Origin of the sequence: Herbaspirillum sp. NPDC101396, assembly GCF_044767365.1 — a bacterium.
In the GTDB taxonomy this organism is placed as follows: domain Bacteria; phylum Pseudomonadota; class Gammaproteobacteria; order Burkholderiales; family Burkholderiaceae_D; genus Herbaspirillum.
Window position 1 is genome coordinate 496808 of the sequence record NZ_JBIWNT010000003.1, and the last position, 24868, is coordinate 521675.

25 protein-coding genes are annotated in these 24868 nt (G+C 59.1%); 17 read left to right on the forward strand and 8 right to left on the reverse strand.

Going from position 1 to position 24868, the window contains the following annotated elements; genetic code table 11:
* Nucleotides 1–5: 5 nt before the first annotated feature.
* From ACIROY_RS11950 to iscX, 10 genes are all read left to right on the forward strand, one after another.
* Nucleotides 6–878 (forward strand): hypothetical protein, encoded by an 873-nt coding sequence (locus ACIROY_RS11950; protein WP_402341703.1) that lies wholly within the window; start codon nt 6–8, stop codon nt 876–878.
* Between the two features lie 201 nt (nt 879–1079).
* The gene (gene iscR / locus ACIROY_RS11955) at nt 1080–1583 is read left to right on the forward strand and encodes a Fe-S cluster assembly transcriptional regulator IscR (protein ID WP_402272896.1); all 504 of its coding nucleotides are present in this window, start codon (nt 1080–1082) and stop codon (nt 1581–1583) included.
* 15 nt (nt 1584–1598) lie between these two features.
* Nucleotides 1599–2852 (forward strand): IscS subfamily cysteine desulfurase, encoded by a 1254-nt coding sequence (locus ACIROY_RS11960; protein ID WP_007880055.1) that lies wholly within the window; start codon nt 1599–1601, stop codon nt 2850–2852.
* 66 nt (nt 2853–2918) lie between these two features.
* Nucleotides 2919–3323 (forward strand): Fe-S cluster assembly scaffold IscU, encoded by a 405-nt coding sequence (gene iscU / locus ACIROY_RS11965; RefSeq protein WP_016834035.1) that lies wholly within the window; start codon nt 2919–2921, stop codon nt 3321–3323.
* A 42-nt stretch (nt 3324–3365) separates the two neighbouring features.
* Nucleotides 3366–3689: an iron-sulfur cluster assembly protein IscA gene (iscA, locus tag ACIROY_RS11970; RefSeq protein ID WP_016834034.1), complete on the forward strand. Its 324-nt coding sequence runs from the start codon at nt 3366–3368 to the stop codon at nt 3687–3689.
* A 207-nt stretch (nt 3690–3896) separates the two neighbouring features.
* Complete coding sequence (gene hscB / locus ACIROY_RS11975) at nt 3897–4412, forward strand: Fe-S protein assembly co-chaperone HscB (RefSeq protein ID WP_402272890.1); 516 nt, start codon at nt 3897–3899, stop codon at nt 4410–4412.
* 6 nt (nt 4413–4418) lie between these two features.
* The gene (locus ACIROY_RS11980) at nt 4419–5033 is read left to right on the forward strand and encodes a LysE family translocator (protein WP_402272888.1); all 615 of its coding nucleotides are present in this window, start codon (nt 4419–4421) and stop codon (nt 5031–5033) included.
* A gap of 7 nt (nt 5034–5040) precedes the next feature.
* On the forward strand, nt 5041–6906 hold the full coding sequence (gene hscA / locus ACIROY_RS11985) for a Fe-S protein assembly chaperone HscA (protein WP_402341705.1): 1866 nt from the start codon (nt 5041–5043) through the stop codon (nt 6904–6906).
* 27 nt (nt 6907–6933) lie between these two features.
* Nucleotides 6934–7272, forward strand: coding sequence for an ISC system 2Fe-2S type ferredoxin (gene fdx / locus ACIROY_RS11990; protein WP_053198809.1), 339 nt, complete (start codon nt 6934–6936; stop codon nt 7270–7272).
* 40 nt (nt 7273–7312) lie between these two features.
* Entirely contained in the window at nt 7313–7507 is a 195-nt protein-coding gene (iscX, locus tag ACIROY_RS11995) for a Fe-S cluster assembly protein IscX (RefSeq protein ID WP_402272884.1), read from the forward strand.
* A gap of 70 nt (nt 7508–7577) precedes the next feature.
* Here the strand turns inward: iscX and ACIROY_RS12000 are convergent, their stop codons facing one another.
* The 7 genes from ACIROY_RS12000 to ACIROY_RS12030 all read right to left on the reverse strand — a co-directional run bounded on the left by ACIROY_RS12000 (nt 7578) and on the right by ACIROY_RS12030 (nt 15963).
* Nucleotides 7578–8894, reverse strand: a complete 1317-nt coding sequence (locus tag ACIROY_RS12000; RefSeq protein ID WP_402341707.1) for a DUF1501 domain-containing protein — start codon at nt 8892–8894, stop codon at nt 7578–7580.
* Between the two features lie 8 nt (nt 8895–8902).
* A complete protein-coding gene (locus ACIROY_RS12005) occupies nt 8903–10414 on the reverse strand; it encodes a DUF1800 domain-containing protein (protein ID WP_402341709.1) in 1512 nt (503 codons plus the stop codon).
* Nucleotides 10415–10532: 118 nt separating this feature from the next.
* Complete coding sequence (locus tag ACIROY_RS12010) at nt 10533–11123, reverse strand: hypothetical protein (protein WP_402341711.1); 591 nt, start codon at nt 11121–11123, stop codon at nt 10533–10535.
* Entirely contained in the window at nt 11110–13692 is a 2583-nt protein-coding gene (locus tag ACIROY_RS12015; RefSeq protein ID WP_402341712.1) for a fimbria/pilus outer membrane usher protein, read from the reverse strand. Before ACIROY_RS12015 ends, ACIROY_RS12010 begins: the two co-directional genes overlap by 14 nt.
* 35 nt (nt 13693–13727) lie before the next feature.
* Nucleotides 13728–14438 (reverse strand): fimbria/pilus chaperone family protein, encoded by a 711-nt coding sequence (locus ACIROY_RS12020; protein ID WP_402341714.1) that lies wholly within the window; start codon nt 14436–14438, stop codon nt 13728–13730.
* A 148-nt stretch (nt 14439–14586) separates the two neighbouring features.
* Complete coding sequence (locus ACIROY_RS12025) at nt 14587–15270, reverse strand: DUF1120 domain-containing protein (protein ID WP_402272869.1); 684 nt, start codon at nt 15268–15270, stop codon at nt 14587–14589.
* Nucleotides 15271–15306: 36 nt separating this feature from the next.
* Complete coding sequence (locus ACIROY_RS12030) at nt 15307–15963, reverse strand: DUF1120 domain-containing protein (protein ID WP_402341716.1); 657 nt, start codon at nt 15961–15963, stop codon at nt 15307–15309.
* 260 nt (nt 15964–16223) lie between these two features.
* On the opposite strand from ACIROY_RS12030, the gene ACIROY_RS12035 reads away from it, so the two are divergent.
* The 3 genes from ACIROY_RS12035 (at nt 16224) to ACIROY_RS12045 (ending at nt 19017) form a co-directional block, all read left to right on the forward strand.
* A complete protein-coding gene (locus ACIROY_RS12035; protein WP_402272864.1) occupies nt 16224–17474 on the forward strand; it encodes an EAL domain-containing protein in 1251 nt (416 codons plus the stop codon).
* 155 nt (nt 17475–17629) lie between these two features.
* The gene (locus ACIROY_RS12040; protein ID WP_402273825.1) at nt 17630–18313 is read left to right on the forward strand and encodes a response regulator; all 684 of its coding nucleotides are present in this window, start codon (nt 17630–17632) and stop codon (nt 18311–18313) included.
* A gap of 8 nt (nt 18314–18321) precedes the next feature.
* Complete coding sequence (locus ACIROY_RS12045) at nt 18322–19017, forward strand: response regulator (RefSeq protein WP_402341717.1); 696 nt, start codon at nt 18322–18324, stop codon at nt 19015–19017.
* A 96-nt stretch (nt 19018–19113) separates the two neighbouring features.
* Here the strand turns inward: ACIROY_RS12045 and ACIROY_RS12050 are convergent, their stop codons facing one another.
* On the reverse strand, nt 19114–19578 hold the full coding sequence (locus ACIROY_RS12050) for a rhodanese-like domain-containing protein (RefSeq protein WP_402272860.1): 465 nt from the start codon (nt 19576–19578) through the stop codon (nt 19114–19116).
* Between the two features lie 371 nt (nt 19579–19949).
* On the opposite strand from ACIROY_RS12050, the gene glnA reads away from it, so the two are divergent.
* The 4 genes from glnA (at nt 19950) to ntrC (ending at nt 24813) form a co-directional block, all read left to right on the forward strand.
* Nucleotides 19950–21365 carry a type I glutamate--ammonia ligase gene (gene glnA, locus ACIROY_RS12055; protein WP_007880082.1) on the forward strand — a complete coding sequence of 472 codons (1416 nt, stop codon included), beginning with the start codon at nt 19950–19952 and terminating at the stop codon, nt 21363–21365.
* A gap of 148 nt (nt 21366–21513) precedes the next feature.
* Complete coding sequence (locus tag ACIROY_RS12060) at nt 21514–22002, forward strand: DUF4124 domain-containing protein (RefSeq protein WP_402341719.1); 489 nt, start codon at nt 21514–21516, stop codon at nt 22000–22002.
* Between the two features lie 146 nt (nt 22003–22148).
* Nucleotides 22149–23222, forward strand: coding sequence for a nitrogen regulation protein NR(II) (gene glnL / locus ACIROY_RS12065; protein ID WP_402272856.1), 1074 nt, complete (start codon nt 22149–22151; stop codon nt 23220–23222).
* A 109-nt stretch (nt 23223–23331) separates the two neighbouring features.
* On the forward strand, nt 23332–24813 hold the full coding sequence (ntrC, locus tag ACIROY_RS12070; RefSeq protein WP_402272854.1) for a nitrogen regulation protein NR(I): 1482 nt from the start codon (nt 23332–23334) through the stop codon (nt 24811–24813).
* Nucleotides 24814–24868: the final 55 nt, after the last annotated feature.

Sequence of the window (24868 nt, forward strand, 5' to 3'; positions counted from 1 at the left end):
CAGGTATGATGAGCGCTGAAAAAATTGGACGCTATTCGTTGTTGCTGCATGGTATGGCGATTTTTACGACACTTTCCCGAACCTCCCCCAAAACGCGCACTCGCAACAGGACCATCGTCGGCGTCGGCCTGTCGGTTCTGATTCACGTGCTGCTGTTTCTTGTTTTGCGGCCCAGCCTGCAAAAAATCGAACCACAAGCACGTTCTTCCAATGAGCCGCTTGAGGTGACGTTCGTCCAGAGCCCGCCGAAGCAGACCGCCAAGCAACCCGAGCCGCAACCGAAAGCCAAGCCCGTCAGGAAGCCGGCGCCGCAGCCGAAACAGATCGCGCGCGCCAAACCAAGTCCGTCCGCACCCGTTGCGCGTCAGGCGCCGCCGGTCTCCAATTCAGCGACCGCCATCACCCAGGCGCCGCCGGAAATGGATATGTCCACCATGCTTAATGCCGCGCGCGAACGTCGGCGTTCCAGTGAAGATTCCGCCGCGCGCGAGAACGCAGCTGCACGTGCTGCGGAGCAGGGGCCGTCGGCCAACGAGATTGCCCAGGCGAATGTCGACTTTCAGGCGCGCAAGGCCCGCGGACCGAGCAACGGGATGTTCGAGATCATCAGCAAGGGGCCGCGCATCTCTCAGTATCTGTTCTACGGATGGACCAAGGATGCGCGCAACAAGTCGCGGCGCACCATCACCGTGGATGCCGGCTTGAACGGCGATATGGACAAGGCGATCGTTGACAGCATGATCTCGCTCATCCGCGAAAATGTGACCGGCGACTTTACCTTTGACTCCCAACGGCTGGGCAGGGTCGTCACTTTGTCTGCCAGGGTGCAGGACAATGCCGGCTTGCAGGCTTTCCTGCTACGCGAATTCTTCGGCTGATTTTGCACCATATTTCTACCTTTTCGTACGGGTAAAGTCCTTTGCCCGCATGTCTTCTCGCCTTTTAATTCATACGGCTTGCCCATAGCGCGGAATGGCGTTTTTCAGTACCTGACAAGATTACTCAAGTTTGTTATACTTGACCTAAATATTCGGGAATTCAGGGAGTGGGACTGAAAACTGTTCTGGAGTCGAGAGTTCATGCGATTAACTACTAAAGGCCGTTTTGCGGTGACAGCAATGATTGACCTGGCGTTGCGCCAGGGCAATGGCCCCGTCACGTTGTCCGCCATCAGCGAGAGACAGGAAATTTCTTTATCATATCTCGAGCAGTTGTTCGGCAAATTGCGGCGTCATCAGATCGTCGAGTCCGTGCGCGGACCCGGCGGCGGCTATAACCTGGCGCGCAAAGCAGCGGACGTCTCGGTTGCCGACATCATCATCGCGGTCGACGAACCCCTGGATGCAACCCAATGCGGCGGCAAGGAAAATTGCCACAGTGTCACGCATCCCGGCGGCACCCGCTGCATGACGCACGACCTGTGGTCGACGCTCAATGAAAAAATGGTCGAATATCTCGACTCGGTCTCCTTGCAGGACCTGGTCAACCAGCAGCACACCAAAGAACAGAAGCATCCGGAACACAGAACCCTCGGTACCGAACAAAGCGTGGTTGTCATGCACCGCCCTCACGCAGCGGTTTGATTGGAGCTAGAACAAATGAACGCACCTCTGGAAAAAAGCCTGCTGGACACCATCAAGGCGCCGCATTTTCCTATTTACCTGGATTACTCGGCAACCACGCCGGTCGACCCGCGCGTGGCCGACAAGATGATTCCCTACCTGCGCGAGCAGTTCGGCAATCCCGCTTCGCGCAGCCACATGTACGGCTGGACGGCAGAGAAGGCCGTGGAAGACGCACGCGAAGAAGTCGCCAAGCTGGTCAACGCTGATTCGCGCGAGATCATCTGGACTTCCGGCGCAACCGAAAGCAACAACCTGGCAATCAAGGGCGCGGCACAGTTCTACAAGACCAAGGGCAAGCACATCATCACGGTCAAGACCGAGCACAAGGCTGTGCTGGATACCTTCCGTGAATTGGAGCGCCAGGGTTTCGAAGCGACTTACCTGCAGCCGCAGGACAATGGTCTGGTGACCGTCGAGCAGATCGCTGCCGCCGTGCGTCCCGACACCATCCTGATCTCGGTCATGCTGGTCAACAATGAAATCGGCGTGATCCAGCCTGTGCCTGAAATCGGCGAATTCTGCCGCTCCAAGGGCATCATTTTCCATTGCGACGCTGCGCAGGCAACCGGCAAGGTCAAGATCGATCTGGAAAACTGGAAAGTAGACCTGATGAGCTTCTCGGCGCACAAGACTTACGGTCCCAAGGGCATCGGCGCGCTGTACGTCCGCCGCAAGCCGCGCGTGCGCATCGAAGCGCAGATCCACGGTGGCGGTCACGAGCGCGGTCTGCGTTCCGGTACGCTGGCGACCCATCAGATCGTCGGTATGGGCGAAGCCTTCCGTATCGCCCGTGAAGAGATGGACACCGAACTGGCCCACATCCGCGCCATGCGCGATCGCCTTGCCAAGGGTTTGCAAGAGATCGAAGAAACCTACATCAACGGCGACATGGAACACCGTGTCCCGCACAACCTGAACGTCAGCTTCAACTACGTCGAAGGCGAATCCCTGATCATGGCGATCAAGGACATCGCGGTGTCGTCCGGCTCGGCTTGCACCTCGGCCAGCCTGGAGCCATCGTACGTGCTGCGCGCCTTGGGCCGCAGCGACGAACTGGCGCACAGCTCGATTCGTTTCACCATCGGCCGTTTCACGACCGAAGAAGACATCGACTTCACGATCGACCTGATCAAGAGCAAGGTCGGCAAGCTGCGGGAACTGTCGCCGCTGTGGGATATGTACAAGGACGGGATCGACATCAGCACGATCCAATGGGCTGCACACTAAACATCGCGAAAATGAAAACCGCCCCCATATGAATATCAGGGGCGACCATCATCAAGGAGCATCAAAATGTCTTACTCGGAAAAAGTACTCGATCACTACGAAAACCCACGTAACGTCGGCGCCTTCGAAAAGGGCGACGAGACCGTAGGCACAGGTATGGTCGGCGCGCCCGCTTGCGGCGACGTCATGAAGTTGCAGATCAAGGTCGGCGCCGACGGCGTGATCCTGGACGCCAAGTTCAAAACCTACGGCTGCGGTTCGGCCATCGCTTCCTCGTCCCTGGTGACCGAATGGGTTAAGGGCAAGACGCTGGATCAGGCTTTGTCGATCAAGAACACCCAGATCGCCGAAGAACTGGCCTTGCCGCCGGTGAAGATCCACTGCTCGATCCTGGCGGAAGACGCCATCAAGGCGGCGGTGCAAGATTACAAGGCCAAGCACGGCAGCGTTGAACAAAAGGTTGCGGCCTAATTCAGGTTGCAGCAAACGAGAAGCACGCGAAGGGCAAGCATCATGGCAATCACACTGACTGAAAAAGCTGCAAAGCACATCAGCCGCTATATGGAACGTCGCGGCAAAGGCCTCGGCCTGCGCCTTGGCGTGCGCACGACAGGCTGTTCCGGCCTTGCTTACAAGCTGGAATACGTGGACGAAGAAACTCCCGAAGATCAGGTGTTCGAATCGCGCGGCATTCGCGTTTTTGTCGATCCCAAGAGCTTGCCGTACATTGACGGTACTGAACTCGACTTCGCCCGCGAAGGCCTCAACGAAGGCTTCAAGTTCCAGAATCCGAACATGAAGGATGAGTGCGGCTGCGGTGAAAGCTTCCGTATCTGATCTGAGTCTGATCCGGATTGATCGTTGCATGCTGAGACGCCGCACGATGCGGCGGCGTCTTGGGTCTGTGGATTGATGTGCAAATGTAGTCTCGTGCTTAGCCAGAATAGTCGTAGCGATAGCCTCTGAAGCGTTGTTCTGCCAAGCCTGTTGAAGTCCGAACAGGCTTTTTATTTTTTACCCATCCGCTCCCCGTTTGCACAACGTATGCAAAATCATTTCGCGCTTTTCCAATTACCGCAACGCTTTGCCGTCGATCTGGCCGCGTTGGAAAAGGCGTATCACGGGGTGCAGAACCAGGCCCATCCCGACAAGTTCGCGCATGCGACCGGCGCTGAAAAGCGCGTCGCCATGCAATGGGCCACGCGCGCCAACGAGGCATACCAGACCCTCAAAAATCCCCTCAAGCGCGCCACGTATCTGTGCGAGCTCAATGGCGTCGATCTCGAAACCGAATCCAACACCGCCATGCCGACCGCGTTCCTGATGCAGCAGATGGAATGGCGCGAAGAACTCGACGACGCGCGTGCAGGCAAGAACATCGATGCGCTGGAACAACTGGACGGCGCTTTGCGCGGCGCCAAGAAAGATGCTGTCGCCCGCATCGAAACACTGCTCGACGCCGACGACTTTGCCGGCGCCGCACAACTCGTACGCCAATTGATGTTCCTTGAAAAATTCGGCGAAGAGATCGGTAACGCTTTCGCCCTGATCGAAGGTTGATGCGCCATGCCTGACGTGTTCCTGTTTCTTGTCGCCGCGATGATGCTGACCCTGGCGCCGGGGCCTGACAATATTTACGTGCTCACGCGCGGCATCGCGCAGGGCAAGAAGGCCGGATTCGTGGCGGCACTCGGCTTTTCTTCCGGATTGTTTTTCCATACCTTGCTGGCGGTGCTGGGTTTTGCGGCCATCATCAAGGCGTATCCGGCCGCTTATCACGCCTTGCAATATGCCGGCGCCGCGTATCTGGTGTATCTCGGCATCCGTACCCTGCGGTCGGCGGCATCGATGTCGCTGGACGCCACGATGACGCCGGTCAGGCTGTCGCGCATTTACTGGCAGAGCGTGATCGCCAATATCCTCAATCCCAAGGTGACGCTGTTCTTCATCGCCTTCCTGCCGCAATTCGTCAACGTGCAGGCCGGCCATGTGGCCTGGCAGATGCTGTTGCTGGCGGTGGTCTTCATTCTCCAGGCGCTGGCGATCTTCAGCGCGATTGCGTTTTTCTCCGGTATCGTCGGCGCGTATTTCCAGCGTCAGGCGCGTGCCGCTCTCTATTTGAACAGGCTTGCCGGCTGTGCGTTTGTGGGACTCGGTATCCGCATCGCCTTGCCGGAATAAATCGACTATGGCTCTTCTCCAAATCTCCGAACCGGGCATGTCCACCGCGCCGCACCAGCATCGGCTGGCGGTCGGCATTGATCTCGGCACCACCAATTCACTGGTCGCCACCGTGCGCAACAGCATCCCTGAAGTCCTCAGCGACGAAGAAGGGCGCAGTCTGTTGCCGTCGGTGGTGCGCTACCTGCCCAACGGCAATGCCAACATCGGCTACAAGGCACAGGCCGCGCAGACCACCGATCCCAAGAACACCATCGTGTCGGTCAAGCGCTTCATGGGTCGCGGCCTGAAAGACATCGCCTACGTTGAAAACCTGCCCTACGATTTCCAGGATGCGCCGGGCATGGTGCAACTGAAAACGGTGGCCGGCGTGAAGAGCCCGGTCGAGATTTCGGCACAGATTCTGGCCACCTTGCGCCAGACCGCGGAAGACGCACTGGGCGACGATCTGGTCGGCGCCGTGATCACCGTGCCGGCCTACTTTGACGATGCGCAGCGCCAGGCCACCAAGGATGCCGCGCAACTGGCCGGGCTGAATGTGTTGCGCCTGCTCAATGAGCCGACTGCCGCAGCGATTGCCTACGGCCTCGACAACGGTTCGGAAGGCACGTTTGCCGTCTATGACCTCGGCGGCGGCACCTTCGATATCTCGATCCTGAAACTGGCCAAGGGCGTGTTTGAAGTCCTGTCGACCGGCGGCGATTCCGCGCTGGGCGGCGACGATTTCGACCAGCGCCTGTTCTGCTGGATCTGCGAACAATCGCAACTGGCTCCATTGTCGGACGAAGACACCCGCATCCTGCTGGTCAAGGCGCGCGAAGTGAAAGAATTGCTGTCGTCCAAGGCTTACACGCAGATCGACGCCGTGCTCAATTCCGGCGAAGAAGTGCATCTCTCGATTACGGCTGAAGAGTTCGTCGCGCTGACCCAGCACCTGGTCGCCAAAACCATCACGCCGAGCCGCAAGGCTTTGCGCGATGCCGGGCTGTCAGTTGATGACGTCGATGGTGTCGTGCTGGTCGGCGGCGCCACGCGCATGCCGCACGTGCGCAAGGCGGTCGGCGAGTTCTTCCAGACCACGCCATTGGCGAACATCGATCCGGACAAAGTGGTGGCGCTGGGCGCCGCCGTCCAGGCCAACCTGCTGGCCGGCAACCGCGCCGCCGGCGACGACTGGTTGTTGCTCGACGTGATCCCGCTATCGCTGGGCATCGAGACCATGGGAGGCCTGGCAGAGAAAGTCATTCCACGCAATTCCACGATTCCGTGCGCGCGCGCGCAGGAGTTCACGACCTTCAAGGACGGCCAGACTGCGCTGGCGGTGCATGTGGTGCAGGGCGAGCGCGAGCTGGTCACCGATTGCCGCTCTCTGGCGCGCTTCGAGCTGCGCGGCATCCCGCCGATGGCGGCAGGCGCTGCGCGTATTCGGGTGACCTATCAGGTCGATGCAGATGGTTTGCTGTCGGTGTCGGCGCGCGAGATGACGTCGGGCGTGGAGGCGGCAATCACCGTCAAACCTTCCTACGGCCTGGAAGATGACGACGTTGCACGCATGCTGCAGGATTCATTCCAGTCTGCCGATGAAGACATGAAGCGCCGTGCCCTGCGTGAAGAGCAGGTCGAGGCCGAACGCATCATCCTGGCGACGCAATCGGCGCTGGATGCCGACAGCGCATTGCTCAACGAACAGGAGCGCGTCGACATCGCCGCGCTGATCGAGATCGTGCGCGAGAAGGCCAAGGGCGAAGATCACCTGGCGATCAAGGCGGCCGTCGAAGCCCTGGCGCAGGGCACTGAAGAATTCGCTGCCCGCCGCATGGATCGCAGCGTCCACGCCGCGCTGGCAGGCAAGAAATTGGATGAAGTTTCGTAAAAGACAAAGTCATTAAAGGTAAATACCGTGCCACAAATCGTCATACTTCCACACCCCACGTTTTGCCCTGACGGCGCCGTCATCGACGCGCCGGCCGGCAAGAGCCTGTGCGACGCCATGCTCGACAGCGACGTCGATATCGAACACGCCTGCGAAAAATCCTGCGCCTGTACCACCTGCCACGTGGTGATCCGCGAAGGTTTCGACACGTTGGATGACCCGACCGACAAGGAAGAAGATTTGCTCGACATGGCCTGGGGCCTGGAGGCGAATTCGCGCCTGTCGTGCCAGGTGGTGCTGGGCGACGACGATCTGGTTGTCGAAATTCCGAAGTACACCATCAACCACGCCAGCGAGAATCATTGATTCTATCTGGTAGTGTGCGACCTACGTTTGCGAGGCAGCCATGAAATGGACCGACATTCAACATATCGCTGAAGAACTCAGCGATAAATTCCCGGACATCGATCCGAAGACCATTCGATTCACCGACCTGCATCGTTGGGTGATGGAGCTGGACGGTTTCGACGACGATGCCAATCGCTCCGGCGAGAAGATTCTCGAAGCGATTCAGGCTGCGTGGATCGAGGAAGCGGAATAATTCGGCGACAGCATGAAAACAAAAAGGAGCGAAATCGCTCCTTTTTTGTTGCCCGTCCGATACGTGCTCTCTACACCAGGATATTCGATACATGCTGCATGCCCGTCGTGTATTGCGGGAAAATCTGCTGCAAGGCGCTGTCCGGAATGCGCATGTGTTTCTCCGCCAGCGTCGACATCACAGCGCGAAAATCAGTGGTGATCGCCAGGTCGCGCCCTTCATTGAGCTCGGTCTTGTTCAGCCCCGGCCATTGCCCGTAGATCGTGCGCCCGCGCACATTGCCGCCCAGCAGCCACATCACATTGCCATGACCGTGATCGGTACCGCCGTTGCCGTTTTCGCGGAAGGTGCGACCGAACTCCGAAATCACCACAATCACCGTATCGTTGAATGCCGGACCAAGCTCCTGCGCCAGCGTCGCCAGTCCGGTCGCCAGCGGCGCCAGCCGTCCGGCCAATTGCCCTGCGCCGTTGCCCTGGTTGGCATGGGTATCCCAGCCGCCGACGGCGAGAAAGCCCAGCCGGATCTTCGGATCGCCGCGCATCAGGCGACCCAGCCGCGCCGCATCGATGGCCATGCCGTTCGGCAGAGGCGCGCCGTTGTTGGCCATGCGCTGCTCATTGCTGCTCATCTCCGCCATCAATTCCTTGCGTGCGGCGATGCCGTCCCGATAGGCCTTGTCGAGCGCATCGTTGCCGGCATACATGGCGCCGTAGGCCTGGCTGATCTTCGGTTGATCGATCAGGGTGGGGCGCGCTGCGTCGCGGCCGGTGGGCATGTTGGCCACCACTTGCCGGCCGCTCAGGATGCGCGGAATTGATTCACCCAGCGTGAGCGCCTGCACCGGCGATTCGGAGGGCGGCAGGCGCCCTTGCAGGCGATTCATCCAGCCGTCGCGGGTGTTGTGCTGGCCGGGCGTGCCGGTTTCCATGTAGTCCTGTGCTTCGAAATGCGAACGCGAACCGTCGGGGGAGCCGGAGGCGTGGACAAAGGCCAACTGACCGCTGTCCCAATACGGCATCAGCGGACGCAAGGCAGGATGCAGGCCGAAGTAGCCGGTCAGGTCGATGACACCGTTATTCTGGCCGGGACGCGCGACGGCGATGCCGGGACGCGCCTGGTAATACTCCTTGTCGCCGTGCGGAACGACGACATTGAGGCCATCGACTGCGCCGCGCAGGAACACCACCACCATGCGCGGCGTGCCGTCGCCCTCGGCATGGGCGCGCTGGCGTGGGGAGCCGTAGGACAATGGCGCGTTGCCGTTGGCATTGGCGGCGGTCGCCTTGCCGGCGGGCGCCACGGCGCAGCCGGACAAGCCGACCGGCACCAGGATGGCGCCGCTGCCCGCCAGGCCCATGTAGCGAATGAAGTCTCGACGTTTCATTGCGGCTCCTAGCGTTTCATGAAGGCAGGCCCGCCCAGGATCAGGCCGACTTGCAGGTTGGGCGGCGCCGCAGCGATTGTGGTCACGGCGTTCTGGTCCAGCAGCGGCGACAGCGTCTGGATCAGGCGCACCGGATCGACGGCTTCGGTGTTGGCCGCGGGTTGCGTATTCTCGGCGCGGGCAATCGGCGACTTCCCGTTGCTCAGGCCGTTGGCGAAATTGATCCGACGCAGCAGCGCGTCGGGATTGAGCCAGGCTTCTTCGGAGAACTTGTAGCCTTCCGGCGTCAGCCAGCCGTATAGCGGCATGCCGAACTGGCTGAGCACGCCGCTGACGGGTTTGGCGTTGATGACCGGCGTGGCGGTGGCGCGCAGGCTGGATACCACGTATTGATACGGCGTTTTGAACTGGCTCTGGTAGTTCCGGCGCGACCAGAACTGCGGACTATCGAACAAGACGCGCAGCACGGCCTTGATGTCGCCATCGCTGGCGAGGAAGCGTTGCGCCAGCTTCCCGACCAGGGCCGGATCGGCCTGGTCGGAGACGAAGTACTGAACCAGTTTGGTCGAAATGAAGCGTGCCGTGGCCGGATTGCGCGCCAGCATGTCGAGCGCCTGTTCGCCTTCCTGCTGGCCGCCCGGCGCAACCGTGCGGCCGAGGAATTGCTTGGCTGCGCCGTCATGTCGCAGCGGATTGAACACGAAGCCGGCGCTGTCCGATCCTTGCTTCATGTTCACCTCATCGATGGTCCACCCGCTCAGGATGCGCGCCAGTGAAATGACATCGGCTTGCGTATAGCCGCCGTCGACGCCGAGCGTGTGCAGCTCCATCAGCTCGCGCGCGTAGTTCTCGTTGAGTCCCTTGAAGCGTCCTTTGGCTTGCGGTGTGTTGGCGCCGCTGCTGAGCCAGTTATCGAGGTAATAGAGCATCGCCGGATGATGTGCGACCGCCCCCAGCAACTGGCGGAAATTGCCGAGCGCGTTGGGACGGATGGCGTTCTTTTCATAGTCGGCGCTCCAGTAGCGCACCCATTCCTTGCCTTCGAAGACATTGAAATGATTGAACCAGAATTCGGTCATCACTTCCTGCAGCTGGCGCGGACTTTCGGTGGCCAGCCACAATCGCGCGGCGTGGCTCTGCGGGGTGATTTCTTTTGCGGCGCGCTGGCGTGCGGCATTCTTCTCGTCGGCGCTGGCGGTGTTGGGCGGGAAGGAGGGCGGGCCGTAGGCGACGTAGAGTTGCGAGGTGTTCAATTGGTATGTCGTCAGGCTGTCGAGGCGGCTTTGCAGTTCTTGGGGAAGCGGGATGCGTTCCGGATTGAGCTGCTCGTCGATGTAGCGTTTGACGCCGATTTTTTCAACTGCAGCAACGTCGCCCGGCCGTGGTCCATAGGCGAGCCGATTGAGTACGTGCAGGGCCTGCTCCTGCGAATTCAGCGTCTGCGCGAACACGCCGCCGCAAGCGCCGGCGAGGCCCCATGCCAGCAAGCCGATCACACCATGTCTGCGGGAGAGTTGCATGACGCCGTATATGGAAAAGAGAATGCTTAAAGTATCGCATCCTCACCGAACGTCGCTGTAATAAAGTGTAAAAGAACCGCTTCTGCTGAAATGTCGTCAGCAGTCCCTCAGCTTTCCGTCAGTTTTCCACGAGTTCGAAACTGCCGCTGCTGCGCCAGGTGGTGCGGTCGGCAACCCGGCTGGCCGTGCCGGTGACGCTGGTATTGATTTCCACCTGCACCGAGAAGCTGGTGCCTTTGAGCGTGCGTTCGTCCTGTACCGGCACGATGCCTACGCCAGGCGTCAACAGGATGGTTTCGGCAATATTGTCCGGCTGCTGGCCGGTGACCCTGACGTTGCCGAGTTTGACGCGTTTGCCGTCGAGTTGCGCAAGCGACAGATTCAGCACGAAGTTGCCGCCGTTGCCAAAGCGGTAGCCATTGCCATCGCCGGCGGCGCCGCGGAAGTAAATCGTCATCAGCGCCGGCTGACGGCAATTCACCGACAGCGTCATGGTTTGCTTGCCCAACGCAAACGTGGTGGGCGTCACCTGGCGGCCGAGCAGCTCCGCGCGCGTGACCTGACCGTAGTCGATCACGGTATTGCTGATCTGCATCTGGCAATTGTCGTTGGGCGCGGCGTGCGTCGGCAACGAGATCAATGCGACCACCGCGGCAACCAAGGCATGCCGGGTCATGGCGCTGCGTACAAAGAATTTACGATTGAGCATGGGACGCTTTCTGTATCTGCACTTGCAGAGTAGGGCCGCAGCGCGCCTCTGCAGTTTCAAAGAACATGTTGGGATCCGCTTTGGCGGGCAGTTCGAATTGCAGTGAACATTGCCTGCCGTCCGGAAGAGAGACTTCGAGTTTGGAGTTGGGCACGCCGTTGATCAGGAAAATCTGGCCGTCATCAACCACCGTCGTCACGAACTGGCCCTCGGCGTCCAGCACGAAAGCGCCCTTGGGCAGAGGGTTGCCGTCAGCCCCCTTGGTGTTGAGCAGAATGCGCCGCACCTTGATGGTGTCGAACGTGACGAAGTTGACCGAGCCGCGTCCCGGCTCGACGAGCTTGTAGCCGTTCTTGATGTCGACATTGCGCGGCAGGCTCTTGGTGGCGATCTCCAGCCGGCTGCTGGCATACGGCGCCATTTGCGAGATCACCGCCTGTCCCCATGGATCGGTCCACACCGGTCCGTAGGGCGTGCTGACGCGGATGCCGGATTCGTCGCCCACCGACAGGATGCCGAAGGTGTCCTGGATCGGATAGGGCGACAGCGTCAGACCATTCTGATGCAGCACCATGCCGCCGCGCAGACCGCCGTTCATGGAAGTGGCCCCAGATCCAGCACGCGAGTAGCCGAGGTTGACCTGGGTATAGCGCGGCAGTATCGACGCCTGCGTCGAGAGATCGGTTTCCTGGTTCTGGGTGTTGCGCTCCGCCGAGACGGTGTAGTTGGCGTATTCGTTGATGGTCTCGTTATAGGAGGCGCCGTAACGCTTGTAGCCGCTGCTGTTGTTGACATAGGTGCGCACGTTGCGCTGTCCGAGCGGGATGCTCAGGGTCAGGTAAAAGGTGTTGATCGGAACCGTATTGCTGCTGTTGGCGTCGGTGTTGCCGCTGCTGCCGAGATTGTGTTCGACGTTGAACGACACCGTGCCGAAAGCAAAAGTCTGGCCCCATGCCGCAGTTACGCGCTGGGTGGCGACGCCGCTGAACAGCGAGGAGCGTGAATAGGCAACGTTGAACGAACCCAGTGTCGCATTGCTCCAGCTCAGCGACGCGGTGTACTGTCCGCGATAGCGATTGTGCTGCAGGTCGCCGGCGTTGGCGGGCGTATCGACGATGGTGTCGGCCAGGTCGCGATAACCCAGAGTTTGCTGGGTTGCTGAAAAGCTGCCAGAGAGCGTGGTCGACAGCAGGCTGCTGCTGGACAGGCTGAGCTGGGTGCCGCGCACGCCTTCGCCGGTTGCATTGGACAGACGTTGCTGCAGGCTCACGCTGGTGCTGTTGAATACCCGCGTGTCCATGCCCCAGGCGCCGGCCTGATACGAAGTAGCCGCCATGAGGCCCGCGTTGGCATTGCTGTCATTGCCGATTTTCCAGCCGCCGGAACCGGTAATGATCCACGGTTGGCGCGCGGTGCTGCCGCCGAAACTGCGCTGACGCCCGACTGCAAATGAATAGCCGCGCTGGCTGCCCAGCGAGCCGCTGTGCAGCGAAGCGGCTGGTACGATGAAGCGGCGTTGCGCGCCGGTGGCTTCCACCACGGTAACTTCCAGGTCGCTGCCGGAGTTGAGCAGCGGCAGGTCGGACAAGGCGAATGGCCCGGCCGGAACAACGGTGGTGTAAATCAGCGCACCGGCCTGGCGGACTTCAATGCGCGCCTGCCATTGCGCGATGCCTTCGACCATGACGTTATTGCGGGTGAGGCTCATCAGCGCGCCTTCCGGAATGATTTGTGCGCCGGTGATGGAGCCGCCCGACACTGCCGAGTTGGCGATGTTGATCTGGCCGGTCTGCAGGATCGACTTGTAGTCCATCAGCGTGTGCTGGGCATAGGCGTAGACATGCTGGCGCTGCGATTTGCCGTCCTGCGCGGTGTAGATCTCGCGGCTGCGCACGATCCAGTCCCGGAAGTTGAATCCCAGTTCCGCGTTGCCGGACATGAAGCGGCTGCCTCCGCCGGCGAATTTGCTGTTCACGCCGAGTATTTCGTAGTTCAGCATGGCCGCGGTGCCGCCGCTGCTGTAGCCGGCGAAGTCGTCCTCGGTGGGACGCAGAGCGTCGGTGGGCACCACCAGCGCGACCTCTTCCTTGCCGGGACGCAGTTCGACCTGGGTTTGCGGGAAGGCTTCCTTGTAATCGAAGCAGGCCGGCGCCGCGGCCGCCGCACTCGGTGCCGCAGTTGTTCCTGGCGTCGGCGCGGACTTTTCGGTTTTCTTCAACTGTGGCGGCACGATCAATCCGCCTTTATCGAGCAGTCCGACTTCAAAGCATAAATCGCCTTTGGCATTGAAACGCGCATCGACGCGCCCGCGCTTGCTGCCGTTGACGAACAGCGTCACGACCTGCACGCCCGGACGGAAGCGTGCAGCCTCGCGAAAATAATCCGCCAGCTGAGGATCGATGCCACGCTCTTTGAGCATGTTCAGATCGAATCCACTAGCGTCGGCTGCATGCGACGGCAAAGCCGCAACGCCGCCGGCCAAGCCGGACAAGGCGATGAGGCATTGCTTCAGGCGAGCGCCGGGCGGGCCGAGGAAAGCGCCATTTTTTCCGCGGATTTTATTATTCATTTTCCCTCATTGCGGGGGGGAGGAAAAAGCGGGACTTACTTGGTCAGTGCAGCGTCGTAACTGTCCACCGAGAAGCCATATACGGTCGCAGGCGCCAGGCGCACCGTTGTCGATGCGGCAGCGGCCGCCGGTATGGGAACGCTGATGGTTTCGCCCGGCAGGAAATAGGTCTTGCCGAGATCGAGCTCGGCCTTGCCCGGCAGCAGCGTCACGGTTTGCGCCAGCCGCACGACATAGGCGCTGTCGTTCATTGCGACGAGGTTGCCATTGCGCACGGACCAGGTCAGCAGCTTCCATGGTTCGCGGTTGGGGGCCAGGCCTTTGGGATGAATGATGACCGGCAGGTTCTGACGCACGTTCATCGTCACCTTGACGCCGCCGTCCTTGGATTGTTGCGGAATGCCTTCGAAGATGACGCGCTTGAACCGTTGCGTCTTGAGCGGCTCCTTGCTTTGCAGGATGAAGCGCACCAGCTGGGTTTCGTCCGGCTCGACGCGCGCCACGGGCGGCGTGACGACCAGCAGGTTTTCCTTGTCTTCGGGCAGGTTTTGAATCGAGGTGTACAACAAGGTGGCATTGGCGTCGGTGTTCTTGACGTTCATGCTGGCTTCGCCGTCGGCTTCATTGATGATCACAACAGAGGTCTCGGGGAGCATACCGCTGGCGTGAGCCATGCTCAGGAAGAAAGCGTTGGAAAGAAAGCCGGCAACAACAAGAAAAATCAATTTCTTTACAATGGCGCACATTTCATTTACCCCCGGTCGTTGTAGATATGTAGGTGTTGAACAGCTCCGATTTTAGGAAAAATTGATTCAATAGTATTTGAGAATATTCTCAAAATGCAGGATGGTTTGAAACGCCGAACAGGACCGATAAACAGTGTCGCGGCGACTCTTAAAGATAAGAAAGTTCCAGCGTCGCCGAACCGTCGAGCAAGATCTCTTGCGACAGGGAAAGGTTTTCAGGCTTGTTGATATACGGCTGCACGACGACGGTGCCGGAGATCGTGCGCAGGGAAGACACGTAGCTGCTGCCCGGCGCTCCCCAACTGAAACTGCGGTTCTTGGCGATATAGCCGTTGGTCGAGGGTTGCCATGTCGTACCACTGTCGGTCGAATACAACAATTGGGCCTGCTGGTAATCGCCCGTATAGGATCCGGGCTGAAACACGATCGCATAGCCGCCGATGCTTTTGCCGGAGGCGGTGCCGAGACCGAAGTTGAAACTGTCGTTGAGATTGCCGTCACCGGAACCGGCCGCAAGGATACCGACAATGACCGAGCTGGTGCGATTGTCGATGGCCCTGATGCTGACTTTAGCGGCGGCGTCGCAGTTGATGCTGAACGACAGCGACTTGGCGGGCAGGGGCGTCACGGCGCCGGGTTTCAATGACTGCGCCGGGATGGTGCCGTAGTCGGCGACGCCTCCGCCCGACAACATCGGCGTGCACGCTGCAGGGGTGATGACGCTCACGACCTGCATTTCCACCATGTTGGCGGCATGCGTGACAGTGATCGTTGCCGCTGCAATGCAAAAAATTCCCAGCGTCATGATTGGAGTGGACGCGATGTTCTTCACGGGTGCGCTTCCTTCATTTTCTCGGGTGATCGGCATTTACAGATACAACAGTTCGAAGGTGGCCGAGCCGTTCAATGGCGCATCTTCTTTCACCGAGGTATTGTCGGCGTTGTCGATGAAGGCCTGGACACTCAGTTTCGCCTCGAAATTCAGGGTGCCGCCGGGATGGATTTTGTGTTCGGCATCCCAAGCGTAAAGCACGTTCTTGCGGATGGTGTTGTCGCTGCTCAGCATCCACTGCGTGGCGTTGATGCCGGTGGCGGATTCCAGCATGGCCGGAGACGTCGCGGTCGGATGCGCAGGCTCGAACGAGACGATGTATGCGCCGGCGTTTTGTCCGCTCTCGGCGCCCAATCCGAACAGATGTTTTTTGCTGCGATTCCGTATCGCGACTGTCTGCATTTGCGGTATCGGAGCGCTCTCGCGATTGTCGATCAAACGGATCGCAAGACGTGAAGGGAGTGCGCAGGAAACGGAAAGCGAAAAGATTTTTTTATTGAGGATTTTTGCCGCACCGCGCTCTGACGAAACCGGTCCGTAATTCACCACGCCGGCATCTGAAAAAACCGGCAGGCAGGCGTTGGGAACGATCTTGCCCGTCACACGCAATTCCGTTGCGCCGGCGGTGGACGCGACGACAAGCAGAGGGAGTGCGATGCCATGCAACAGCATCTGCGATACGGCCTTTTTCATGCTTTCCCCATGTCGCTGGCTATTTGATTTGATCAGGCAAGGATAACGTTGGCGAGATGTTCATCCAATGAAAATATCGGAAACGGATGAAAAAACATCACGGCTGTGGCGAACTCGTCTTTTTTTGAGCGTTTGCTAGCAAATAAGCTGGGCCGAATTGAGATCATTCTCATATACGGATGTCGGCAAGATGATCAGAATTGCACCTGGTCAATCAAGTCTATGCCGCAGCTGCGGTGCACATCTCGCTTGGGGTAAAGATGAAAACTGTCGCGAATCTCTCTGTTCTTGTCGTAGAAGACGAGCCATTGCAAAAAATATTTGCAATCGAAAAATTGCGCGAGCTTGGGTGCGTCGACGTGGTTGATGCCGCCGACGGCATGGAAGCAATGGAGCGACTGGCTGAACGCCGCATCGATCTGATTTTTTGCGATATCGGCATGCCCAACATGGACGGCTCGCAGTTCGTGCTGGCGCAAGACCGGTCAGCGCAATCCGCAGGCAAGGAATTACCGATGCTGGTGTGGATGAGCGCGCATCCCGAAGACGTACGCGAGTCGCATCTGCAATTGGCGTACTCGGCCGGCTTTCCCTTCGTCGAGGCGATCGCCAAGCCGCTCAGTTTGCCCGCGTTGCAAACCATCCTGGCAACCTCGCTGACGCTGATGAACGCGACCAGGCCATTGCCGGGAAAGAGCGGAAAAACACCCCCGGCGGACGGCGCCATCGGCGACGACGACATCCTGCGGGCCATCTGCGACACCAGCGAATTCGAGGTGTGGTACCAGCCGCAGGTTTCGCTGGAAACCAAAACCATCGTCGGCGCTGACGCCATGGTGCGCTGGAGCCATCCCAAATTCAGTTATCTCGTTCCGGAGCAGTTCATGACGCTGATCGAACGGCAGGGGCTTGGCCTCATGTTGTTCTACCGCACCGTCAATCATGTGCTGAAAACGCAACAGAAGCTGGAGCAGATAGGCTGCAGCATCCCGATTTGCATCAAGGCCTCCGCTTCGACACTGGAGACGCCCGAGATCGCCGATTACCTTTACGAGCGTTCGCAGCGTTACGGCATCGGCTCGCACCTTGTTACCGTGGGCATTTCAGAAGAAGAGCCGTCGCAACATGCGCTGAGGCTGGCAGCGTCGCTCAACCGCTTGCGCGTGCGCGGATTCGGCTTGTCGATCGACGACTTCGGTTCAGGAATTTCAACCATGAAGCTGCTGTCGCAAATGCCTTTCACCGAAATCCGCATCGACCGCCACTTCGTGCGCCAGTTTCTGCGTCAGGCGCAATGCCGTGTCATCGTCGAATCAATCATCGGCATTGCCAAGCGCCTGCAACTTACCGTGACGGCGGAAGGGATCGAGAACGCCCGCCAAATGGAGGTCCTGGCCGCCATGGGATGTGGGCGCGGGCAGGGTTATATTGCCGCCCCGATGCGCCAGGAAGAGTTCCTTAACAAGGTCGGAGCCAATCAACTGTTCAATAATGGCCTCATCAATGCCTGAGTTTTCTATTGTATTTTTACTATTTTTGATACACTCGACCATAATTCGGCTGGTCGGCAATCGCACCTTTCACCATCGCATCCAGGCGAAGCGAGCATCGATTTCGATGTCTAGCGGTTTTCTGCGTGAATGACCGTCTGCGAAAGGACGCCATGATGACCTGGACTGCGACAAAGGCAATTCGTATTGCATTGCTCGACGATCATGCCGTGGTCCGGCATGGTCTCGCGGCGCGATTGACGGAAGAATCCGATTTCCAGGTGGTCGGCGCCTATGCCGCCAGCAAGGACATGATGTCCTCCTTGCGCGCCTCGCCGGCCGATATCCTGCTGATCGACTATTCCCTCGGGGCCAACGATATCGACGGCCTCAACCTGATCCGGGCCCTCAAGGTGCGTTTCCCGGAAAGTAAAATTCTAGTCTCTTCCTCGCACTACAATCCTGCTACGGTCGCGTTGGCGATGCGCGCCGGTGCGCGCGGCTTCGTGGGCAAGGAGCAGGAATTGTCCGAGCTGATTGCTGCCGTGCGTTCCGTGGCGGTGGGGCGCGTGCATCTGAATCCGTTGATGGCGGCGGAGATATCCTCCATGTTGTCCAGCAACGGTTCGGACGAAGAGTCTGCAAACGGCGATTCGCTCACCGACAACGTCGAGTTGTCGCCGCGCGAGCGAGAAGTGTTGCGCTGCTGCCTTGAAGGGATGAGCGTCACGCAGATTGCGGAAAAATTCGCGCGCAGCGTCAAGACCATCAGCGGACAGAAGCAGGCGGCCTTCCGCAAGCTGGGAGTGCGCAACGACAATGAACTGTTCAAGATTCAGCATCAACTCCAAGACATATAGGACGCACCATGAACACGATTGCCCCGGCTCCTTCGCTGCAGATTCTTGTCGTCGACGATTCTGCGACCAGCCGCGTCGTCATCGAGAAGCAACTGAAGAAACTGGGCTGCAAAGTCGCGATGGCGCAAGACGGTACCGCGGGTCTTGCGGCATTGCAGGAGGGCGAGTTCGATCTGGTGCTGCTGGACTGCCAGATGCCCGACATGAGCGGCTACGACGTGGCGAAGATCTTCCGTCGGCGTGAGCGGGAAGAAGAGCTTGTGCATACGCCCATCATCGCCATTTCCGCAGAAACGGATACAGGGCATATGCAGCTTTGCCTCGACAGCGGCATGGACGGTGTACTCGGCAAGCCCTTGCCGGTCGACGAACTGAAAAAAATGCTCTCGCTGTGGTGCGATGTCGACGTGACAGACGCGGCGCCGATGCATATCGACGACATGCGCAGCGTGGATCTGACCGCGTTGTTCCGCACAACCTCCCTCGAGGACTTCGCTGCGTTGCGGGCGGCCATGGATGAGGCTGACATTACTTCAGTCGGAAGGCTGGCGCACCGGATGAAAGGTGCTGCCTTGACGATGGCGGCAGGCGAGATTGTCAGGACACTGGAGCGTATCGAAGCAATTGCCGTGCATCGCGCGCAGCCGCCGTCTGATCTGAGCGCTGAAGTCAGTGTGCTCGAACGGCAATTGCAATCCATCTGATTCAAGTTTGCAAAAAGCCAAACGGCCCGCTGATGCGGGCCGTTTGGCTTTTGCGATGAAGGAACGCCAGAGCGGCGTCGCCCGATTCAAGTCAACTCAAGCCCCGACCCACGGCAGGCCGGCCTTGCACCATCCCTCAATGGTCTTGCGATGCCCAGCGCTGTCCTTGTTGCCCTCGAAGCCTTCCAGGATGTCATAACAGCGCACATAGCCGCTTTCGGTCGCCAGTTTGGCGGCATGGCGGGAACGCACGCCCGAGCGGCACAGGAACAGCAGGGTAGTCTCTTTGCCGGCGGCAGCGCCCAGTTGTTCCAGGAACTGCGGATTGGGCACGCTTTCCGGGTAGAGATTCCATTGCACCGCGAGATGCTGTTCGGCGGGAATGACGACCTGGCCGACCCAGTCGCGTTCCGCCTTGGTGCGGACGTCGACCAGTTTCACGGCCGGGTCGCCCTGCAGCAGGGCAAACGCCTCTTGCGGCGTTACCGCACCGGCATACGGAAATTGGCCGGACTGAGCGCGTTGGGCGGCGGTGGAAAGAATTTCGTTGGAAGTCGTCATCAGAGTCCTTTGAGAATTGCTGAAAAGATACCTAAATTATTATTTCAACGCCAGCAGCGCGGAGTATTTGCACCAAAATTAAGCATTTCACATAAATCGCATTTTATTGGTGCATAAATATTCATTTGCACCATAATTGCTCATTATTGGAATTGGCATGCACTGCTCGGAAACGCCCACCCGTCAATAACTCCCTAAAATATGTCATAAGCATGAACGCAAGGCAGTTGATGGCATGGAATCTGCTATCATTCCCGCCTGAGTTCTGGCGCACTATCTGTTGTATTTGCTGCACACATCAAGTCGCACGTAGTCGGCTCATCACCCAAATTGTACAAATTTATACTACTTCCTCGTTTTAGGAGATTCGCATGGCAAGGACGGCCGCAGAGGTTTTGAAGTTGGTGAAAGACAATGAAGTCAAGTTTGTTGATTTCCGTTTTGCCGATACCCGGGGTAAAGAGCAACACGTAACTGTGCCTGTTTCCCACTTCGACATCGACAAGTTCGAGTCGGGTCACGCATTCGACGGTTCCTCGATCGCCGGTTGGAAGGGCATTGAAGCTTCGGACATGTTGCTGATCCCTGATCCAAACACCGCCAACATCGACCCGTTCATGGAAGAAACCACATTGTTCATGCAATGTGACGTGATCGAGCCATCCGATGGCAAGGGTTACGACCGTGATCCACGCTCCATCGCCAAGCGCGCTGAAGCTTACCTGAAGTCCTCGGGCCTGGGCGACACCGCCTATTTCGGTCCTGAGCCAGAATTCTTCATCTTCGACGGCGTACGTTGGGGTGCGGACATGTCCGGTTCCTTCGTCAAGATCGAATCCGAAGAAGCATCGTGGAGCTCCGGCGCCAAGCTCGAAGGCGGCAACACCGGCCATCGTCCGGTCGTCAAGGGCGGCTACTTCCCAGTGCCACCAGTCGACAGCTTCCAGGACATGCGTTCGGAAATGTCCCTGATCCTCGAATCCCTGGGTATCCCTGTTGAAGTGCACCACCACGAAGTGGCCGGCGCAGGTCAAAACGAACTGGGCACCAAGTTCTCGACACTGGTTGAGCGCGCTGACTGGACACAGACACTGAAGTATGTGATCTGGAACGTTGCCCACACCTACGGCAAGACAGCGACCTTCATGCCTAAGCCACTGGTCGGCGACAATGGCTCCGGTATGCACGTTCACCAATCGGTCTGGAAAGACGGCAAGAACCTGTTCGCAGGCGACGGCTATGCTGGCCTGTCCGAATTCGCGCTGTTCTACATCGGCGGCATCATCAAACACGCCAAGGCGCTGAACGCGATCACCAACCCAGGCACCAACTCGTACAAGCGTCTGGTTCCAGGCTTCGAAGCACCGGTCAAGCTGGCGTACTCGGCGCGTAACCGTTCCGCATCGATCCGTATTCCACACGTTGCGAATCCTAAGGGTCGCCGTATCGAAACACGTTTCCCTGATCCACTGGCGAACCCATACCTGTGCTTCTCGGCTCTGCTGATGGCAGGTCTGGACGGCGTGCAAAACAAGATCCATCCAGGCGAAGCTGCTTCGAAGGACCTGTACCACCTGCCGCCGGAAGAAGACAAGCTGATCCCGACAGTGTGCGCATCGCTGGAAGAAGCGCTGGATGCACTGAACAAGGACCGCGAGTTCCTGACACGCGGCGGTGTCTTCACCGACAGCATGATCGATGCCTACCTGGACCTGAAGGGCCAGGAAGTGCAACGCTATCGCATGACGACACACCCAATCGAATTCGACATGTACTACTCGCTGTAATCGTCGATTTTGCATTGATAAAAAAGGGAAGCTTGCTTCCCTTTTTTTATGCGCGCGGCATTTTCCGTTTACGTCGGGCGGAGCCCGTTTGTCCGTCGGCGAGTCTTGTCATACACTTGGTTTCATTGCATTTTTGAGGCATGGACCAATGAAATTTTTTGTGCTCGCCGTACTCTCGGGCGTGGCCTGCGCGGCCGTCGTACACGCAGCTCCGGCGCAAGATGAGGTCTATGTCTGCATCGACCCGAATGGCGCGACCGAATACCGCAACACCGGCATCAACAAAGCTTGCCGGAAACTGGATATACCGGCTGCAAGTGCACCGGCGCCGACGCAGAATAAACGCGTCGCACCGAACAAGCCTGCGATGGCGGCAAGCCCTTTCCCCAAGGCCGACGGCCAGGCGCAGAAAGTACGCGACAGCGATCGCAAGCTGATATTGCAGGATGAACTCAGGGTGGAAGAGGGCAAGCTGGCAAGCCTGAAAGCGGAATACAGCAACGGTGAACCTGAACGGCGCGGCGATGAGCGCAACTATGCAAAATACCAGGAACGCGCTGCCGCCATGAAGGACGACATCGCCCGCACGGAACGCAATGTCGAGGCTCTCCGACGCGAGCTGGCCAGGCTGCGTTAGTTGCCCGATACGGTCGGCAAGCCGGGAAGTCAGTCATATTGCAGGCTTGCCCAAATCTTGCTTAGCTGAGGGGAAGCTGACAAATCCGAGCCTGCGGCCACAAGCCGCGACGGCATACTTGATGCGGCATTAATTTATCGGAACGCATGAAAACAACTTTACCTTTACTCGATGGTCTTGACCTGCTGGCATCGGCAGTCATCATTCTCGACGCCAACGGCGGCATCGTGTACGCCAACGCTGCGGCCGAAAACCTGCTGGAGAGTTCCTTCAAGGTGCTGTCCCAGCAAAAGCTCAGTGAGTTGTTCCTCAACGGCAAAGAGCTCGCGACCTTGTTCTACCAGGCGGTGGCGCACCAGTTCGCCGACAAGCGGCTCGACCTCGTGCTCGAGCGCGTCGGCCGCGAGCCGCTGCAGGTGCACACCATCGTCACCGCGCTCGACAACGCCGACACGCCGGTGCTGCTGGAGCTGCGGGAAAACGTTCAGCAACTCAAGCTCGATCGCGAAGAGCGCCTGCTCGACCAGAGCCAGGCCAACAAGGAACTGATTCGCAACCTCGCGCATGAAATCAAGAATCCGCTCGGCGGCATTCGCGGCGCGGCGCAACTGCTGGAACTGGAGTTGCCTGAGCGTCACCTGAAAGAGCTGCGCGAATACACACAGGTCATCATCAAGGAGGCCGACCGCCTGCAAACGCTGGTCGATCGCCTGCTGGCGCCGCACCGGCGGCCGCACATCGTCGGCGACGTCAATATCCACGAAGTCTGCGAGCGCGTGCGCAGCCTGATCCTGGCCGAGTTCCCCAACGGCCTGACCATCAAGCGCGATTACGACCTGTCGATTCCGGAATTCCGCGGCGACAAGGAGCAGTTGATCCAGGCTTTGCTCAACATCGTTCACAACGCCGCGCAAGCGCTCGCCGAACGCATCCGCACCGGTGACGGCGAGCTGATTTTGCAGACGCGCGTCATGCGTCAAGTGACGCTGGCCAAGGTCCGGTATCGGCTGGCACTAGACTTGCATATCATCGACAACGGCCCCGGCATTTCACCGGATATCCAGGACCGCATTTTTTACCCGCTGGTATCCGGTCGGGAAGGAGGCAGCGGTTTGGGACTGACGTTGGCGCAAACATTCGTTCAGCAGCACATGGGGGTGATCGAATGCGAAAGCCGGCCGGGATGTACGGATTTCAGAATATTGATTCCGCTTCCCTGATGGCAGTTCATCGGGTGAGCGGGTATCGAGCAGGGCAACACCGGCACAGGCCTTTCAGGCTGTCCACACACGCTACCAAACGCAACGATAAGCAAGAAAAGATAACACTATGAAACCGATCTGGATTGTTGACGACGACGAATCGATACGCTGGGTATTGGAAAAAGCCCTCGCGCGAGAAAATCTCGCCACACAAAGCTTTTCCAGCGCACGCGACGCCATGCAGGCACTGGAGAGCGGCACGCCGCAAGTATTGGTTTCCGATATCCGCATGCCCGGCGCATCCGGCCTGGAGCTGCTGCAGACCATCAAGGCCAAGCATCCCGGCATTCCGGTCATCATCATCACCGCTTTCTCCGATCTCGATTCGGCGGTCTCGGCATTCCAGGGCGGCGCCTTCGAATACCTGGCCAAGCCTTTCGACGTCGACAAGGCCGTCGAGCTGATCCGTCGTGCATTGGAAGAAAGCCTGCGCGAAACCGACGTCGAGCAATCGTCGGCCAACGCACCGGAAATCCTCGGCCAGGCGCCGGCCATGCAGGATGTCTTCCGCGCCATCGGCCGCTTGTCGCAATCGAACGTGACCGTCTTGATTACCGGCGAATCCGGCTCAGGTAAAGAGTTGGTCGCACGCGCCCTGCACAAGCACAGCCCGCGCGCGGCGCAGCCGTTCGTCGCACTGAATACCGCAGCGATCCCCAAGGACCTGCTCGAGTCCGAACTGTTCGGCCACGAACGCGGCGCCTTCACCGGCGCGCAGGCGATGCGTCGCGGCCGTTTTGAGCAGGCTGAAGGCGGCACGCTGTTCCTTGATGAAATCGGCGACATGCCGCTCGACCTGCAAACGCGTTTGCTGCGCGTGTTGTCGGACGGCCATTTCTATCGCGTCGGCGGCCATCAATCGCTCAAGGCCAATGTCCGCGTCATCGCTGCCACCCACCAGAACCTCGAGCATCGCGTGCGCGAAGGCCTGTTCCGGGAAGACTTGTATCATCGCCTCAACGTCATCCGCCTGCGACTGCCAAGTCTGCGTGAGCGCAGCGAAGACATCCCGATCCTGGCGCGCCATTTCCTCACGCAAAGCGCGCGTCAGCTCGGCGTTGAAGCCAAGCGCCTGTCACCGCAGGCGATGCAGTTCCTGTCGCAACTGGAACTGCCCGGCAACGTACGTCAGCTGGAAAACCTGTGCAACTGGATTACCGTCATGGCGCCAGGCCAGACCGTGGAAGTGAAGGATTTGCCGCAGGATCTGATCGAGGAGCGCAGCAGTAACTTCCAGCCGACACAGACGCATGCCGTTTCATCGGCAGCGCCTGCGGAGATGTCCGGCGGCGTGGCTGCCAGCTATGACGGCGACGCTGATCGCAGCTGGATCAGCCTGCTGGAAACGGAGGCAGCGCAAATGCTGGCCGAAGAGCGCCCGGAAGTCATGGACATCCTCGGTCGCCAGTTCGAAGCGACGCTGATCAAGATCGCGCTCAAGCATACCCACGGTCGAAAGAACGATGCAGCCGTGCGCCTGGGCATCGGTCGCAACACGATCACGCGCAAGATTCAGGAACTTGGCATCGGCGGCGCTGAAGACGATTGAACGGAAGAGCGAAAGAATGAAAGGTTGAAAGATTGAAAGAAGGGGTTTGAGGGGA